The 14259-nt window shown below is 61.4% G+C and carries 18 protein-coding genes; 10 read left to right on the top strand and 8 right to left on the bottom strand.

Translation table 11 applies throughout. The features are described from left to right. Position 1 precedes the first annotated feature (1 nt). The 5 genes from JT51_RS18840 to JT51_RS18820 form a co-directional block, all read right to left on the bottom strand. Positions 2-1456, bottom strand: a complete 1455-nt coding sequence (locus tag JT51_RS18840; RefSeq protein WP_037316582.1) for an efflux RND transporter periplasmic adaptor subunit — start codon at positions 1454-1456, stop codon at positions 2-4. 105 nt (positions 1457-1561) lie between these two features. Next, positions 1562-2104 carry a molybdenum cofactor biosynthesis protein B gene (moaB, locus tag JT51_RS18835; protein ID WP_037316579.1) on the bottom strand — a complete coding sequence of 181 codons (543 nt, stop codon included), beginning with the start codon at positions 2102-2104 and terminating at the stop codon, positions 1562-1564. 6 nt (positions 2105-2110) lie between these two features. Continuing rightward, a complete protein-coding gene (locus tag JT51_RS18830) occupies positions 2111-2731 on the bottom strand; it encodes a LysE family translocator (protein ID WP_037316576.1) in 621 nt (206 codons plus the stop codon). Beyond that, the gene (locus JT51_RS18825; RefSeq protein WP_037316571.1) at positions 2728-3327 is read right to left on the bottom strand and encodes a metallophosphoesterase family protein; all 600 of its coding nucleotides are present in this window, start codon (positions 3325-3327) and stop codon (positions 2728-2730) included. The genes JT51_RS18830 and JT51_RS18825 overlap by 4 nt, the downstream gene beginning before the upstream one ends. Next, positions 3324-4091 carry a uracil-DNA glycosylase gene (locus JT51_RS18820; RefSeq protein ID WP_037316568.1) on the bottom strand — a complete coding sequence of 256 codons (768 nt, stop codon included), beginning with the start codon at positions 4089-4091 and terminating at the stop codon, positions 3324-3326. Before JT51_RS18820 ends, JT51_RS18825 begins: the two co-directional genes overlap by 4 nt. An 85-nt stretch (positions 4092-4176) precedes the next feature. Between JT51_RS18820 and JT51_RS18815 the strand changes: the two genes are divergently transcribed. From JT51_RS18815 to JT51_RS18775, 9 genes are all read left to right on the top strand, one after another. Continuing rightward, positions 4177-4806: a hypothetical protein gene (locus tag JT51_RS18815; RefSeq protein ID WP_051927653.1), complete on the top strand. Its 630-nt coding sequence runs from the start codon at positions 4177-4179 to the stop codon at positions 4804-4806. A 60-nt stretch (positions 4807-4866) separates the two neighbouring features. Next, complete coding sequence (locus JT51_RS18810; RefSeq protein WP_037316565.1) at positions 4867-5802, top strand: aspartate carbamoyltransferase catalytic subunit; 936 nt, start codon at positions 4867-4869, stop codon at positions 5800-5802. Next, complete coding sequence (locus JT51_RS18805) at positions 5799-6317, top strand: hypothetical protein (protein WP_037316562.1); 519 nt, start codon at positions 5799-5801, stop codon at positions 6315-6317. The genes JT51_RS18810 and JT51_RS18805 overlap by 4 nt, the downstream gene beginning before the upstream one ends. Next, positions 6302-6688, top strand: a complete 387-nt coding sequence (locus JT51_RS18800; RefSeq protein WP_235216209.1) for a hypothetical protein — start codon at positions 6302-6304, stop codon at positions 6686-6688. The genes JT51_RS18805 and JT51_RS18800 overlap by 16 nt, the downstream gene beginning before the upstream one ends. Continuing rightward, positions 6685-7965 carry a dihydroorotase gene (gene pyrC / locus JT51_RS18795; protein ID WP_037316556.1) on the top strand — a complete coding sequence of 427 codons (1281 nt, stop codon included), beginning with the start codon at positions 6685-6687 and terminating at the stop codon, positions 7963-7965. Before JT51_RS18800 ends, pyrC begins: the two co-directional genes overlap by 4 nt. Next, positions 7965-8570 (top strand): glycerol-3-phosphate 1-O-acyltransferase PlsY, encoded by a 606-nt coding sequence (plsY, locus tag JT51_RS18790; RefSeq protein WP_037316553.1) that lies wholly within the window; start codon positions 7965-7967, stop codon positions 8568-8570. Before pyrC ends, plsY begins: the two co-directional genes overlap by 1 nt. Next, positions 8567-8836: a hypothetical protein gene (locus JT51_RS18785; protein ID WP_051927644.1), complete on the top strand. Its 270-nt coding sequence runs from the start codon at positions 8567-8569 to the stop codon at positions 8834-8836. Before plsY ends, JT51_RS18785 begins: the two co-directional genes overlap by 4 nt. A gap of 193 nt (positions 8837-9029) precedes the next feature. Continuing rightward, entirely contained in the window at positions 9030-9503 is a 474-nt protein-coding gene (locus JT51_RS18780) for a YHS domain-containing (seleno)protein (RefSeq protein ID WP_037316884.1), read from the top strand. A 271-nt stretch (positions 9504-9774) separates the two neighbouring features. Next, positions 9775-10308, top strand: a complete 534-nt coding sequence (locus tag JT51_RS18775; RefSeq protein ID WP_037316881.1) for an outer membrane protein — start codon at positions 9775-9777, stop codon at positions 10306-10308. A gap of 54 nt (positions 10309-10362) precedes the next feature. On the opposite strand, the gene JT51_RS18770 is transcribed toward JT51_RS18775, so the two are convergent. Then, entirely contained in the window at positions 10363-11346 is a 984-nt protein-coding gene (locus tag JT51_RS18770; RefSeq protein ID WP_037316550.1) for a quinone oxidoreductase family protein, read from the bottom strand. A 192-nt stretch (positions 11347-11538) separates the two neighbouring features. Here JT51_RS18770 and JT51_RS18765 point away from each other — a divergent pair, with 192 nt between their 5' ends. Further along, entirely contained in the window at positions 11539-12396 is an 858-nt protein-coding gene (locus JT51_RS18765) for a DUF2189 domain-containing protein (protein ID WP_037316878.1), read from the top strand. Positions 12397-12434: 38 nt separating this feature from the next. Here the strand turns inward: JT51_RS18765 and JT51_RS18760 are convergent, their stop codons facing one another. Next, complete coding sequence (locus JT51_RS18760; RefSeq protein WP_037316547.1) at positions 12435-13421, bottom strand: NAD(P)H-quinone oxidoreductase; 987 nt, start codon at positions 13419-13421, stop codon at positions 12435-12437. A gap of 64 nt (positions 13422-13485) precedes the next feature. Continuing rightward, positions 13486-14178 carry a COQ9 family protein gene (locus tag JT51_RS18755; protein WP_037316544.1) on the bottom strand — a complete coding sequence of 231 codons (693 nt, stop codon included), beginning with the start codon at positions 14176-14178 and terminating at the stop codon, positions 13486-13488. Positions 14179-14259 lie beyond the last annotated feature (81 nt).

Below are 14259 nucleotides of genomic sequence, written 5' to 3'. Positions count from 1 at the left end.
CCTAGCCCCCTGCCCGATTTTCAATGCTGCGCACCAGTGACGCCGGAACCCTGACCTCGTCCAGCTGCCCCAGTGCTTGGGCCTTGGCGTCCCCGGACATGGCGTCGCTGGCTTCGACCTGCGCCACCAGCCGGGCGCGCTGTTCGTCGGACAGTTCGACCATATCCGGCGTGACCCCGGCGCTGTCTTCAACCCGCAGCGGACGCACCCGCACACCGACCCCCAGCAGCGGCGTGCGGCCAATCACGACCTCGCGCCCCTCCAGCCCCTGCCCACGCAACAACACCTCGTCCCCCTGACGGCGGATCAACTGCACGGGCAGCGCCTCAAGCCGGTCACCTTCGCCCAGAACCAACACAGAGCCGACCGCATCCAGAACCGACGATGGCAGGCGCACCACGTTGTCCAGTGGCTGTTCCTGCACCGAAACCGTGACGAAATCACCGGGCTTAAATCCGGTTGCGTCATTCAGACGGGCGTAGATCAGCCGCCCGGTCTGCCCTTCGCCCGCCGATCCGCTGTCGCGACTGATACGCCCGACCGCAGTCAGATCGGCACCCGTGACCTCTAGCGACACGGTGACCGGCGCGTTGATCAGGTCACCCTCAGGGTCCAGCAAACGCACATATTGCGCGGTCGAGACGCGAAAGGCGACCTCAAGCGCGTTGGGATCAACCAGTTCGGCCAGCTTTTCGTTTGCAGACACCAGCCGCCCTTCGACCAACGTTACATCCGTCAGCGTACCGCCAAAGCGGGCACGGATGGTCATGTCACCCAAATCGCGTTCCGCGGCCTCAAGCGCGATGCGGGCGCGGGCCAAAAGGGTTGTCGCCTGATCCACACGGGATTCCGCCTGCGCCAGTGCGATACGACGCGCCAGAACCGATTGCTGGGCCGCGGCTTTCGCCAGTTCGGCCTCTTCCACCGAGGCCGCGGCCCCGACCCCACGGCTTTCCAGATCTTGCTGCCGCTGCAACGCGCGCCCGCGCAGTTCGACCTGCGCTTCGGCCGAGTTCAGCTCATCCTGCGCCAGCAGCAGCGACCGCTCGGCGTCGCGTTCTTCGAATTGTGCGTCCAGCAGATCGGATTTGGCCCGGTCCAGCGCCGATTGCGCGTCAGCGGGGTCAAGCTCAACCAGAATCTCACCCGCCGAAACGGCACCGCCGTCTTCGAAATCCTCGGCCAGCGTCATCACACGCCCGCCCAGCGCGGCGCGCAATTCCAGTCTGCGACGGCTTTGAACCTCGCCAAAGGCCTCAAGATACGGGGTGACGGTTTCCAGTTCCGCTGGCCGGACACTGACGGCGAAAATCCGTTCGCGCGCTTCGGGCTGGGTTTCGTCGCGCGTCAGCACATCCTGCACCGCACCCGCAATCAGCTGAAATGCGACAAACAGCAGAGCCAGCGTCACAGACGCCAGAAAAACACCGACAAGGCTTTGCCGTAGAAATCGCATTATCACTTACCCCGGTAGCATCAGGCTGCCATTCCCAAAAGGTAGCCGGACACAAAAAAATGCCAAGCCACAAAGCGGTTATGAATTGTTGAACGTACGACCAGTCTACTTCCGTCGCAGATGTTCGTCCAATCTGGGCATTATTTCCACAAAATTGCAGGGGCGGTGACGGTAATCGAACTGTTTTTCCAAAATCTCGTCCCAGGCGTCCTTGCAGGCGCCGGGGCTGCCAGGCAGGGCAAACAGGTAGGTCCCTCCCGACACACCGCCCGTGGCACGCGACTGTACCGCCGAAGTGCCGATCTTTTGCATCGAAACGATGGTGAAGACGGTGCCGAAGGCCTCAATCTCTTTTTCGTACACGTCGCGGTGGGCTTCGACTGTTACATCGCGCCCGGTCAGGCCGGTGCCGCCGGTCGAGATCACGGCGTCAATTTCCGGGTCGGCGATCCACACCCGCAGCTGATCGGCGATCCGGGCGCGTTCGTCCTGCACAATCTTGCGATCCGCGACCGAATGGCCCGCGCGTTCGATCCGGTCCACCAGTGTCTGCCCCGAGCGGTCCTGGTCCAGCGACCGCGTGTCCGAAACGGTCAGAACCGCGATCCGGACCGGAATAAAGTCCATGTTTTCGTCAATTCGCGACATGTGGCGTCAGGCCCTTTCCATGATGGCAAGCCGCACAGCAAGCGCGGCAAATATTCCACCCGTGATCCAGCCCAGCACGCGCGAGGCCCGGGCATCGGTCATCAGGGCGCGCCCTGCTCCGCCAGCGAACACACCGACCAATGCGTTTGTCACAAACCCGCCCGCCGCGATCACAACGCCAAAGGTCAGGAACTGCAACAGGACAGAGCCGCGTGCGGGGTCCACGAATTGCGGGATGAAGGCCAGTACAAACAGGATGACCTTAGGGTTGGTCAGATTGACCAGCAGCCCGTCGCGATAGGCAAAACGGGTGGGTTTGGCGGGTGCATCAGTGGACACCGCACCGTTGCGAACCGCGCCCCAGGCCACATACAACAGATATGCCACCCCCAGCCAGCGGATCACGTCAAACAGCCACGGCATGGTGGCCACCGCCGCGCCAAGACCCAGACCCGCCAACAACACATGCACAAGCGAGCCGGTGGAGACACCCGCGCTGGCTGCAATTGCGGCCCCGGGGCCGGATCGCAGCCCCTGACCAAAGCAAAACATCATGTCCGCCCCGGGTGTCAGGGCAAGCGCAAGCGCCGCAGGCACAAACGCCATCAGCGTCACGATCTCGATCATGTGGGAACCTCGAACCAGTTGACCTTCGGGCCAAGATTGGCAACCTGGGTCCGCCCGATCGCACCCCGATAACCCCAGCTGTCATGAATATGGCCGCAAAACACAAATTGCGGTTGCAGGCGTTCGACCGCATCGCGCACAGCCAGCGACCCAACGGCATCCCCGTCGGACGTGACGTCGCCATACCCCCGTGGTGGGGAATGCGCGATCAGAACGTCCGTTGCATCGCACCGGTCCAGCAATTCCGTGGCCTCGGGTTCTGTCAGATCACAGGACCAGTCGCCAAACGGCGTGACCGGCACCCCATATCCCAAACCGAACAGGCGCAGGCCATCAACGGTCATGCCGGTTCCGTGCAGGACATGCACGCCCTCGGGTGCGGCATCGGTCAGCTCTTCGGCGCTTTCGGCGTTGCCCGGGATCAGAACCAGAGGCGCGGCAATGCTGGTCAACATCTCCATCGCCTCATCCAGCCCCTGCCGCATGTTGCAATAATCCCCGGCACCGATCACCAGATCGGCCTCGGCGCTGGCGGCGGCGATTTCGGCAGCGCGATTGCGCGCCATGTGCAGATCGGAAAAGGCCAGAATCCTCATTTCGTGCCCTCCAGCCGGGCCTTCAGCTCTAGCAAATCGGCCCAGGCCTGCCGTTTCATTTGCGGCTGGCGTAACAGGTAAGCGGGGTGGAACATTGGAATGACCGGCAGATTCAGCGCCTGATCCCATTGCCCCCGCAACCGGGTGATGCCGCGTTTACCCAGGACTGCCTGACAGCTGATGTTGCCCATGATCACCAGCACCTCGGGCTTGGCCAGCGCCACGTGGCGCTCCAGAAACGGCTTCATCATCCCGATCTCTTCGGGTTTGGGGTCGCGGTTCTGCGGTGGGCGCCATGGCAGGACGTTGGTGATATAGACGTTCTGGTCCCGGCTCAGGTCAATTGCCGCCAGCATCCGGTCCAGCAACTGACCGGCCCGTCCGACAAAGGGCTTGCCCTCGCGGTCTTCCTCGCGGCCTGGTGCCTCGCCAATGATCATCACCCGCGCGCCCGGTGTGCCGTCGGCAAAGACCAGTTGACGCGCGCCGCGCTTCAACTCGCAGTGATCGAACGCCGCCATCGCGGCGCGCAGCTGATCCAGCGACCGCGCACCTTGCGCCACGGATTTCGCCACCGCTACCGGGTCGACCTTCACGGGCTTTGGCGGTGCAGCCTGCGCAGCGGCGGGTTTTTTGGCTTTGGGCGTCGTGTCGGGCAAGGCATAGCGATCCACCGGCGCATCGCCGATCGCATCCGTTGCGCCCAATTCGATCTGCCAATCCAGCAGCGCCCGCGCGGTATGATAGTCCAAAGCCGATTCCATACCCCTCAATCTAACCAGCTTTTGAACGAGGGAAAGCGAATAGGGCTTGATTGGTCGGTCCGTCGCACCGACCATCGGTGCATTCATGCTGATACTTGTGCGATTCCTTTTGCTGTCCATGCTGCTGACCACACTCAGCGGCCCGGTCCTTGCGCAGCTTTTCAACCAGAATGGCCAATGCCGTGGCGGCCAGTTCCAATGCGGCGCGCGATGCTGTTCAGGGGGCCAAAGATGCAGCTTTGATGGCCATTGCATCCCGCTGGGCGGCACCTATTGCGGCGGCGGGCGCACCTGCGGTCCGTTTGAACGCTGCGTGGCGGGCGGTACGCGTTGCGCGCCCGCCGGGGCAAACAGATGCACCTCGCGCCTGGATTGTCCGGGCGACAGTTTCTGCAACGCCCGCGGCGAATGTGAACGGACCACGCCTGAATTCGACCCAGATACAGCCATCCAGGGCCTGCCGACCACGTGCGACGATGGTTTGACCTGCCGCTCTGGATCATCCTGCCTTCCGGGCGGAGGGTGCTCGCGCCCCGGCTGGTTTGTGTGCGAGGAAACCAGCTCGCAATGCCGGCCGGGCTTCAAATGTTCCGAACATCAGGGCTGCGTGCCGATCAAGGCCGTCGACTGCGGATACGGCAAATGGTGCAAACCCGGCGAGCAATGCCTGCCCGATGGCGGATGTGAGAAACTGCCCGAAGAAACCGATCCTTAGGTTGCCTCGGGCCGCGCGGCTTTCTATAAGCGGCCCGATTGTCAGACAGGAGCCCGCCACATGCGTTTCGCCCATCGTCACCTTCTTGGCATCGAGCATCTGTCGCAATCCGATATCACCGCCATTTTGGATCTGGCTGAGAAATACGTCGATCTGAACCGCCAGTCCGCCAAACATTCGGACGTGCTGTCCGGGCTGACCCAGATCAACATGTTCTTCGAGAATTCCACCCGCACGCAGGCCAGTTTCGAGATCGCGGGCAAGCGGCTGGGCGCGGATGTGATGAACATGGCGATGCAGGCCAGCTCGATCAAAAAAGGTGAAACGCTGATCGACACCGCAATGACGCTGAACGCGATGCACCCCGACCTGCTGGTGGTGCGGCATCCGCATTCCGGCGCGGTCGATCTGCTGGCGCAAAAGGTCAACTGCGCGGTGCTGAATGCGGGTGACGGCAAACACGAACATCCGACACAGGCGCTGCTCGACGCGCTGACCATTCGCCGCGCCAAAGGGCGGCTGCATCGTCTGAACATCGCCATTTGCGGCGATGTCGCCCATTCCCGCGTGGCCCGGTCGAACCTGATCCTGCTGGGCAAGATGGAAAACCGCATCCGCCTGATCGGCCCGCCGACGCTGGTGCCCGGCCAGTTCGCCGAATTCGGAGCCGAGATTTACGATGACATGAACGAGGGCCTGCGCGACGTCGATGTCGTCATGATGCTGCGCCTTCAGAAAGAGCGGATGGATGGCGGCTTCATCCCGTCCGAGCGCGAGTACTATCACCGCTACGGGCTGGACGCCGCCAAGCTGGCGCTGGCCAAGCCCGATGCCATCGTCATGCACCCCGGCCCGATGAATCGTGGGGTCGAAATTGACGGCACGCTGGCCGATGACATCAACCGCTCCGTCATTCAGGAACAGGTCGAAATGGGCGTCGCCGTGCGCATGGCCGCGATGGAGCTGCTGGCCCGCAATCAGCGAGAGGCCGCATGAGCGATCTGACCATTGCCCCCCATGAACACGGCGTCCTGCGCCTGTTCGCGCTGGACATGCGTGCAGAAGAGGCGAAGTTTCTGCGAGAACCCGGTGCAGTGGATCAGATTCTGGGCGTTGACGGGTTGGACCCGCAACAGATTGATATCTTTCCGGTCTCCGACCTCGAAGACCTGGGCCTGTACGGGTATCTGAACGAGGGCTGCGGCGTATCTGTGGAGCAACTGGATCGTGGCGCTCTGGACGCTATCGAGGGCTGGGTCATGGTCGTGCGCAGCGCCGCCTTCGGTGGGCACGCCGCCACGCTGCACCCAGATGCCAAGGCACGCCTGATCGGTCTTTACACGGAAGAGACCACAAACTGGACCGGTGGTGTGATCCGGGCTGAAAGCGCCAAACCGTTTTCGGCCCCTCAGACACCGCCCGACACTGACAAACCGCGCCGCGTGGGATCGGCCGTTCTGGTGCTGATGATCCTGTTGGTTATCGGAGGGGTGCTGTGGCTGATCCTGTGACCTTCTCTCCCGACAAGGGGGCCTATATTCGCACAAACACGTGGCTGGCCGCCGGAGCCATGGCCGTTGCGATGCTCGTGTTGTGGCTGATCGGCAACCCCTATGTCTGGACCGGCGCACCCGCTGGCCTTGCCGCCATTGTTTTGCGCGCCTGGTATCTGGCGTCCGAGGAACTGACCAAAGCGTGGGAAATGACCGACACCACCCTGACCGGCCCCGGCCCCCGCAAAGTGGCGCTGAACCAGATCGAGGCCGTCAAGACCATGGGCAGCTTTGTCCAGATCGTCACCAAGGGCGGCGACAAGCACCTGATCAAATATCAAGCAGACCCAGCCGCCACCAAAGCCGCTATTGAAAGGGCGTTGCCATGAGCAATCTGATTTTCACCAATGCCCGCCTGATCGACCCCGAGAACGGCACCGACAATCTGGGCTGGCTGCATGTGTCCGATGGCCGGATTGCGGTGCGCGGCGAGGGTGAGGCCCCGGCCAAAGGCGCGCAGGTCATCGACTGCGGCGGTCAGTGTCTGGCCCCCGGGATCGTCGATATCGGCGTCAAGGTGTGCGAACCCGGCGAACGGCACAAGGAAAGCTATAAGTCCGCCGGATTGGCTGCGGCTGCCGGGGGTGTGACCACCATCGTCACCCGCCCCGATACCAGCCCGGCCATCGACACGCCCGAGACGCTGGAATTCGTCACCCGCCGTGCGCAAGCGGACGCGCCGGTCAACGTGCTGCCGATGGCGGCGCTGACCAAAGGCCGCGACGGGCGCGAGATGACCGAAATCGGGTTTCTGCAGGACGCGGGCGCGGTGGCCTTCACCGATTGTGACCACGTCATCGCCAATACCAAGGTATTCTCGCGCGCGCTGACCTATGCGCGCTCCTGCGGGGCGCTGGTCATCGCCCACCCGCAGGACCCGGGCCTGAGCGATGGTGCCGCCGCAACCAGTGGCAAGTTCGCCGCCCTGCGCGGCCTGCCTGCCGTGTCACCGATGGCGGAACGCATGGGGCTGGACCGCGATATTGCCCTGCTCGAGATGACGGGTGCCGCCTATCACGCCGACCAGATCACCACCGCCCGCGCGCTGCCCGCGCTGGAAAGGGCCAAGCGCAATGGGCTGGACATCACCGCCGGCACCTCGGTCCACCATCTGACGCTGAACGAGTTGGACGTGGCCGACTATCGCACCTTCTTCAAGGTCAAACCGCCGTTGCGGTCCGAAGACGACCGGCAAGCGGTGATCGCGGCGGTGCGGGACGGGCTGATCGACATCATCAGTTCGATGCACACTCCGCAGGACGAAGAAAGCAAGCGCCTGCCGTTTGAAGAGGCCGCCTCGGGCGCGGTGGCGCTTGAAACGCTGCTGCCTGCGGCGCTGCGCCTGTATCACGCGGAGCAGCTGGACCTGCCGACCCTGTTCCGCGCGATGGCGCTGAATCCGGCGAAACGGCTGGGATTGGCATCGGGGGTCTTGTCCAAGGGCGCACCTGCCGATCTGGTGCTGTTCGACCCGGATGTGCCCTTTGTGCTGGACCGGTTCGCGCTAAAATCGAAATCGCAGAACACACCGTTTGACGGCCAGCGGATGCAAGGTAAGGTCACCGCAACTTATGTAGCTGGACAAGAAGTTTACCGGAGACCCTGATGCCGCCATTAGACAGTACAACGACCCAGCTGATCATCTGGGCCGCGCTTGGATATCTGATGGGGTCGATCCCCTTTGGCATGATCATCGCCAATGCCATGGGGCTGGGCAATCTGCGCAATATCGGGTCCGGTAATATCGGCGCGACCAATGTGCTGCGCACCGGCAACAAGGCGGCAGCCGCGCTGACGCTGATTTTTGACGCTGCCAAAGGGGCCGTGGCCGTGCTGCTGGCGCGGGCCATGGCCGGAGAGGACGCCGCCCAGATTGCCGCCCTGACCGCGTTTCTGGGCCATTGCTTTCCGGTCTGGCTGGGCTTCAGGGGCGGCAAGGGGGTGGCCACCTTTCTGGGCCTGTGGCTGGCGCTGGACTGGCGTGTGGGCGTGGCCTGTTGCCTGACCTGGCTGGTGACGGCTGCGATCTGGCGCATTTCCTCGCTGGGGGCCTTGTTCGCGGCGGCGACGTCGACACTTTGGGTCATCGTTCTGGCACAAACGCCAACCTTTGTTCTGGGCGTCGTTCTGACCTTGCTGGTCTATTGGCGTCACAGCGCGAATATCCGACGTATCCGCGCCGGGACCGAACCCAAGATCGGACAGTCTTGAGCGTCCCTGACGCCTTTTTGTCAGCCTACTTTGCCATACCTCTGGGAACATCGACTGGAACAAGCGGCAATCGGCGCTACGTGGTCAGTCGTACCTCATTGGCCAATGGAAAATCCCACAAGCTTGTCGCGCATGAATTGGGTGGTGGAGATTACATCAGCCTGAACCTTTACCTGACCAAAAACAGCGGCGCCCTGCTGCGCCCGTGCGAGATGTCCGAAGCAAAAGTCGTTGAATTCATAACCTCGTTCGCACCCGGCATGTAGCTGGACCTGCTGCATTTTTGAACAGATCCCCTTTGTTACTGCACATTCACAATTGATTGTTTTGAACGTGATGACAGGACTGCCCACTTCGGTAGCGTGACGGCCAATTGTCGGTCTCACGGAACAAAACCACAGGGTTGCCCTGGCTCAATTACGGTGCCGTATGGCGGCCCAATTCACGAAAGGTGAAATCATGAACAAGATCAAATCCATCCTGGGCGGTGTCGCTCTGTCTGTTGCGATTGCAAGCTCGGCAATGGCCGCTGGCGTCGAAATCAACGCAAGCTCGACCGGTCTGGCGATGCAGGGCTATGACCCCGTAGCCTATTTCACCGTCGGCGAAGCCACCAAGGGTGACTACAAAATCACCACTCTGCACGATGACGCGCTGTACCGCTTTGCTACCGAAGAAAACAAGGTTGCCTTCGAAGCAAACCCGGAAGCGTACCTGCCGGCATATGGCGGCTACTGCGCATTCGGCACCGCGATGGGCTTCAAGTTTGACGGCGACCCGACTTACTGGAAAATCGTCGACAACAAACTGTACCTGAACCTGTCGAAAGACATTCAGGAACGTTGGGAAGGCGACATCCCGGGCTTTAACCAGCAAGCCAACGCAAACTGGGAAAACATTTCCGACAAATCTCCGGCTGAACTGCAGCAATAATTCGCTGATAGAAACATCCCGGTCGGCGGCGGATTACTCCGCCGCCGTCTGTCGTTTGAAACACCCATTTTCAGCGCTATATTTTCAATCAACGCAGAGCCCGGATTTTCAAGGGCCAGTGCCGCCAGATTTCAATGCTGCAGCACATCTTTTCGGGTCGGAATAGCAAAACCAATGGTGATCCGGTCGTGCGGCCGGGTCGTAGTGTTCAATACAGACGAACATGCAGCGCGGTTTTGCTGCGGACCAATTTGATCGAAAGGATAGCAATATGTCAGGAAGAATTGTTCTTGCTACGGCAATTGCGACCTTTGCCGCCGGGGCGGCGATGGCGCAATCCTCGGGTGATTGGACCGGGTTTTACGGAGGTCTACAGCTTGGCTACGCCGATATCGACACCGATGTTTCGGGCGTGGATGGCGATGGGGTAATCGGCGGTATCATCCTTGGATACGACTATGATCTGGGCGACTGGGTTGTCGGGGCCGGGTTTGATTATGACTGGACCAGCATTGATCTGACCAGCGCCGTCAAGGTCGAGGACGTTTGGCGCATCAAGGGCCGGGCCGGATACAAGGTGACCTCTCAGGGGTTGCTATACGGCGTTGGCGGGTTCGCCAGGGCCGGAACCGACAATCTGGGCAGTGACGACGGTTGGTTCCTGGGTGCGGGGTATGAACAGATCATCGCCCCGAACATCAGTGTCGGCGGTGAAATCCTGTACCACGAGTTCAATGATTTCGATTCCTCCGGCATCGACGTGGATGCAACCACCGTTCAGGTCCGCGCGGCATACCGATTCTAGGCCATGGGCCTTGCTGGTTTCGGACCCGGTCAGGTCGCGCCGGGTCCGCTGGGCCTATAGCTCCAACACCGTGCTGCCGGTGGTCTGGCGCGCCGCAAGCACGCGATGGGCCTCGGCCACCTGATCCAGCGGGAAACGCTGGTCGATGTGGATCTTGACCTCGCCCCCCTCGACCTTTCCGAACAGACGCCGGGCCATGGCCTGACAGACCGTGTGATCGGAAATATGCGTGAACAGAGTTGGCCGCGTGATCTTGAGCGAGCCTTTCTTGGCAAGCATTCCGATATCAATCAGCGGCACCGCACCCGAGGCATTGCCAAACGAGATCATCATCCCCAACGGCTTGAGGCAATCCAGCGAACCGTCGAACGTATCCGCACCGATCGAGTCCATAACCACATCCACACCCTTGCCGTTGGTGATCTCGGCCACACGATCGGTGAAATTCTCGGTTTGGTAGTTGATGCAATGCGCAGCACCATTGAACTGCGCCAGGCTGCATTTCTCATCCGTACCCGCCGTGCCAATCAGGGTGATCCCTTCGGATTTGGCCCACTGACAGGCGATCAGCCCCACCCCACCGGCCGCCGCGTGAAACAGCACGGTATCGCCCCGTTTCAATGGTGTCGTGCGGTGAAACAGGTATTCGACCGTCATCCCCTTAAGCATCATCGCCGCCGCCACATCAAAGGAAATCCCGTCGGGTAACGGGCAGACCTGCGCCGCTGGCATCACGCGCGCCTCACAATAGGCCCCGGCAGGTGCGGCAGCATAGGCGGCGCGCTGGCCGGGTTCCAGATGGGTCACACCTTCGCCGACGGCCTCGATCACGCCTGCGGCCTCCATGCCCAAGGCGTGCGGCAGAGTCATCGGATACAGGCCGGATCGTTGATAGACATCAATGAAATTCAGGCCGCAGGCACGGTGACGAATGCGAACCTCGCCCGGTCCGGGATCGCCCAATGGCGCATCTTCGATCTTCAGAACTTCGGGGTTGCCGTGTTCATGAATGACGACGGTTCTTGCCGTTTGCTGCATACTCACCTCCTGTTGCCTGAAACCAAGCTAGCACGCCTGAAAATCACGGCAATCGACATGATTTTTCAAGGTGCAACCACAACGCGAAAATTTATGCTATACTATGCAGTACGCGTTGCCGGCTGGTCCGGCCAAGGGCAACCGATGCCGGATTCACTCCGCTGCGCTGATACGCAAAGGGAGGGGACTACGATGGCCAAAACGATAGGGAACCCGATCAGCTGGGCCGCCCGGAGCATCGGCGCGACCGGCGATCACGTAGCCGAAAGCGTCAATCGCATCGGCAGCGCGGACACCCGGCACCTGCCGACTGTGCGGAAGGTGACATTCGAGGACCTGCGCGCCTGTCTAAAGGCGGGTTATCAGGACTTTCTGGAAACCCGGACCGACGCAATATTCATTGTTCTGATTTATCCGATCGCGGGGCTTTTGATGTTCGGCTTTGGGCTGAATCGGAACATGGTGCCACTGTTGGCGCCTCTGGTTGCGGGGTTTGCGCTGATCGGCCCGGTTGCCGCCGTAGGATTGTACGAAATCAGCCGCAAACGGGAACAGGGCGGCGAGGTCCACTGGCTGGATGCGTTCGGCGTATTCCGGTCCCCGTCTTTCGGTGCAATTCTGGCCTTGGGCTTTTATCTGGTCATGCTGCTGCTGATCTGGCTGATGGTCGCGCAGAGCATTTATGTGCACACCCTTGGCCCCGACCTGCCCACCTCGTTCGGGGCATTTGTGACACAGGTATTCACCACCGGCACAGGCTGGACCATGATTATTCTCGGCAACGCGGTGGGTTTTCTGTTTGCTTTGGTGGCGCTTGCAATCAGCGTGGTCAGCTTTCCACTGCTGCTGGATCGCAAGGTCGGACTGCCGGTGGCCGTTGTCACCTCGGTCCGGGTGCTGCGCTTTAATCCCGGTGTCATTCTGGCCTGGGGGTTCATCGTTGCCACACTGCTGGTTGTCGGCGCGATTCCAATGCTGCTGGGGCTGATCGTCGTGATGCCGGTGCTTGGCCACGCGACATGGCATCTGTACCGCCGCGTAGTGGCCTGAATAAAAGGCGCGCGGGGGTCATGCCCCGCGCATCTGTCTTAACCCGCGACGTTCAGAACGATCTTGCCAATATGCCCCGAGCTTTCCATCCGCGCGTGGGCCGCTGACGCCTCGGCCAGATCGAATTCGCTGTCCATGACGGGGGCAACCTTCCCGGCCTCCAGCAAGGGCCAGACGGCTTCGTGCAGATCCCGCGCGATTGCGGCTTTGGCCAGATCGCTTTGCGGGCGCAGGGTACTGCCGGTCAGGGTCAGGCGCTTGACCATCATCAGGGCAAAGTTCAACTCGGCCTTTGGTCCTTGCAAAAAGGCGATCTGAACCAGACGCCCATCCTCGGCCAGTGTTTTCACGTTGCGCGGAATGTAATCGCCACCCACCATATCCAGAATCAGGTTGGCCCCGCCTTCGGCCCGCAGGGCGGCGACGAAATCCTCATCCCGATAATTGATCGCCTTTTCTGCCCCAAGGCCCACGCAGGCGGCGCATTTTTCATCCGACCCGGCGGTGGCAAAGACTCGTGCGCCAAACGCATTGGCCAGCTGAATCGCCGTGGTCCCGATACCGCTGGAGCCGCCATGCACCAAGAACCGCTCACCCGCTTTCAGACCGCCGCGCATGAACACGTTGGACCAGACGGTAAAGAACGTTTCGGGCAGGCAAGCCGCTTCTTTCATACCCATGCCCTTTGGCACCGGCAGACAGTGCGCGGCCGGAGTGGCGACATATTCGGCATAACCGCCGCCGGGCAACAACGCGCAGACCGTGTCGCCGACCGATAACCCCTCGACCCCTGCGCCAACGGTCACGACCTCACCCGAAGCCTCAAGCCCCGGCAGATCGCTGGCGCCGGGGGGTGGATCATAGGCCCCGGCCCGCTGCAAGGCATCGGGACGGTTCACCCCCGCATAGGCCACTTTGATGACAACCTGACCAGCTTCGGGTTCGGGAATGGGCCGTTCCGTCAGTTGCAGAACATCCGGGCCGCCGGGTTTGGTGATTTCAACAGCGCGCATCATCTGGGTCATGGGCAAATCTCCTTTGCCCAATGCCTAGCAGGCAAAAAACCAAAGGCCCAGTAACAAGCGCGCCTTACTTGCGCGGGGTCAGCGATCCGGGCAGATCAGCGCGCGATCTGGCGGGCGCCTTCACCTGACCGGCCAGCCAGTTTGGAACAGCCAGAAACGGCTTTAGCAACGGGTTTCCGTTGACCTGCGCCTTGATCTTTTCGATCTGCATGACGTCGGCAATACGGCGATCCAGAAACTCCCACGTTTTTTGATGATCCGGGGATTCATCCCCCAACCAGAACAGCAGGGTCGAGGAATAGACACCGGACAGGGTCGCCCGCTTGGTGTACCAGTTCACATCTTCTGATGTATCGCCCAGCGTATTCCAGATCAGATCGCAGGTCTGCCACATCGCCTTGGCCCCATCCGCCGCATGGGTTGGCAGGGAAAACAGCGTCATACCCCGGCGCACCAGTTCCTTGTCCGGTACAGCCTCAAGCCGGAACCGGACGGCGGTGGCGATGCGGTCGCGGAATTTCAATTCGCTCAGGTCCGCCGCGCTCAGGCGGTCCACCATGGCCGCATCCCCACGGGCATGGAATGCCAGCGCCAGATCAAGGGCACCACGCGGGCAGATCGCGCGCGCCAGGGCGTCGTCCATATCGCCATCAGCAATAGCGGCACGAAAGCTGGCTTCGGTCCAGCCGTCGAAGGGCACGTGGGTCAGCATCGCATCCAGAAGCTGCTGTTTGGCGTCTTCATATGTGGTGGTCATGGCGGTTCTCCGGTTCCTGGGACCAGTACTAGACAAGTTAGAACGGCTTTGCTATACGGCCAATTCCTGCAATTTCCTTGC

Origin of the sequence: Ruegeria halocynthiae (assembly GCF_000743705.1) — a bacterium.
In the GTDB taxonomy this organism is placed as follows: Bacteria; Pseudomonadota; Alphaproteobacteria; order Rhodobacterales; family Rhodobacteraceae; genus Ruegeria; species Ruegeria halocynthiae_B.
The sequence above is the reverse complement of the archived record's forward strand: the minus strand, read 5'-3'. Positions and strand labels throughout refer to the sequence as shown.

What these genes read in the sequence shown, in the direction of transcription:
- JT51_RS18840 (WP_037316582.1), bottom strand. Translation starts at nt 1,456, where the DNA reads ATGCGATTTCTACGGCAAAGCCTTGTCGGTGTTTTTCTGGCGTCTGTG.
- pyrC (WP_037316556.1), top strand. Translation starts at nt 6,685, where the DNA reads ATGAGCAATCTGATTTTCACCAATGCCCGCCTGATCGACCCCGAGAAC.
- JT51_RS18805 (WP_037316562.1), top strand. Translation starts at nt 5,799, where the DNA reads ATGAGCGATCTGACCATTGCCCCCCATGAACACGGCGTCCTGCGCCTG.
- plsY (WP_037316553.1), top strand. Translation starts at nt 7,965, where the DNA reads ATGCCGCCATTAGACAGTACAACGACCCAGCTGATCATCTGGGCCGCG.
- JT51_RS18760 (WP_037316547.1), bottom strand. Translation starts at nt 13,421, where the DNA reads ATGACCCAGATGATGCGCGCTGTTGAAATCACCAAACCCGGCGGCCCG.
- JT51_RS18825 (WP_037316571.1), bottom strand. Translation starts at nt 3,327, where the DNA reads ATGAGGATTCTGGCCTTTTCCGATCTGCACATGGCGCGCAATCGCGCT.
- moaB (WP_037316579.1), bottom strand. Translation starts at nt 2,104, where the DNA reads ATGTCGCGAATTGACGAAAACATGGACTTTATTCCGGTCCGGATCGCG.
- JT51_RS18780 (WP_037316884.1), top strand. Translation starts at nt 9,030, where the DNA reads ATGAACAAGATCAAATCCATCCTGGGCGGTGTCGCTCTGTCTGTTGCG.
- JT51_RS18815 (WP_051927653.1), top strand. Translation starts at nt 4,177, where the DNA reads ATGCTGATACTTGTGCGATTCCTTTTGCTGTCCATGCTGCTGACCACA.
- JT51_RS18775 (WP_037316881.1), top strand. Translation starts at nt 9,775, where the DNA reads ATGTCAGGAAGAATTGTTCTTGCTACGGCAATTGCGACCTTTGCCGCC.
- JT51_RS18810 (WP_037316565.1), top strand. Translation starts at nt 4,867, where the DNA reads ATGCGTTTCGCCCATCGTCACCTTCTTGGCATCGAGCATCTGTCGCAA.
- JT51_RS18770 (WP_037316550.1), bottom strand. Translation starts at nt 11,346, where the DNA reads ATGCAGCAAACGGCAAGAACCGTCGTCATTCATGAACACGGCAACCCC.
- JT51_RS18755 (WP_037316544.1), bottom strand. Translation starts at nt 14,178, where the DNA reads ATGACCACCACATATGAAGACGCCAAACAGCAGCTTCTGGATGCGATG.
- JT51_RS18830 (WP_037316576.1), bottom strand. Translation starts at nt 2,731, where the DNA reads ATGATCGAGATCGTGACGCTGATGGCGTTTGTGCCTGCGGCGCTTGCG.
- JT51_RS18820 (WP_037316568.1), bottom strand. Translation starts at nt 4,091, where the DNA reads ATGGAATCGGCTTTGGACTATCATACCGCGCGGGCGCTGCTGGATTGG.
- JT51_RS18765 (WP_037316878.1), top strand. Translation starts at nt 11,539, where the DNA reads ATGGCCAAAACGATAGGGAACCCGATCAGCTGGGCCGCCCGGAGCATC.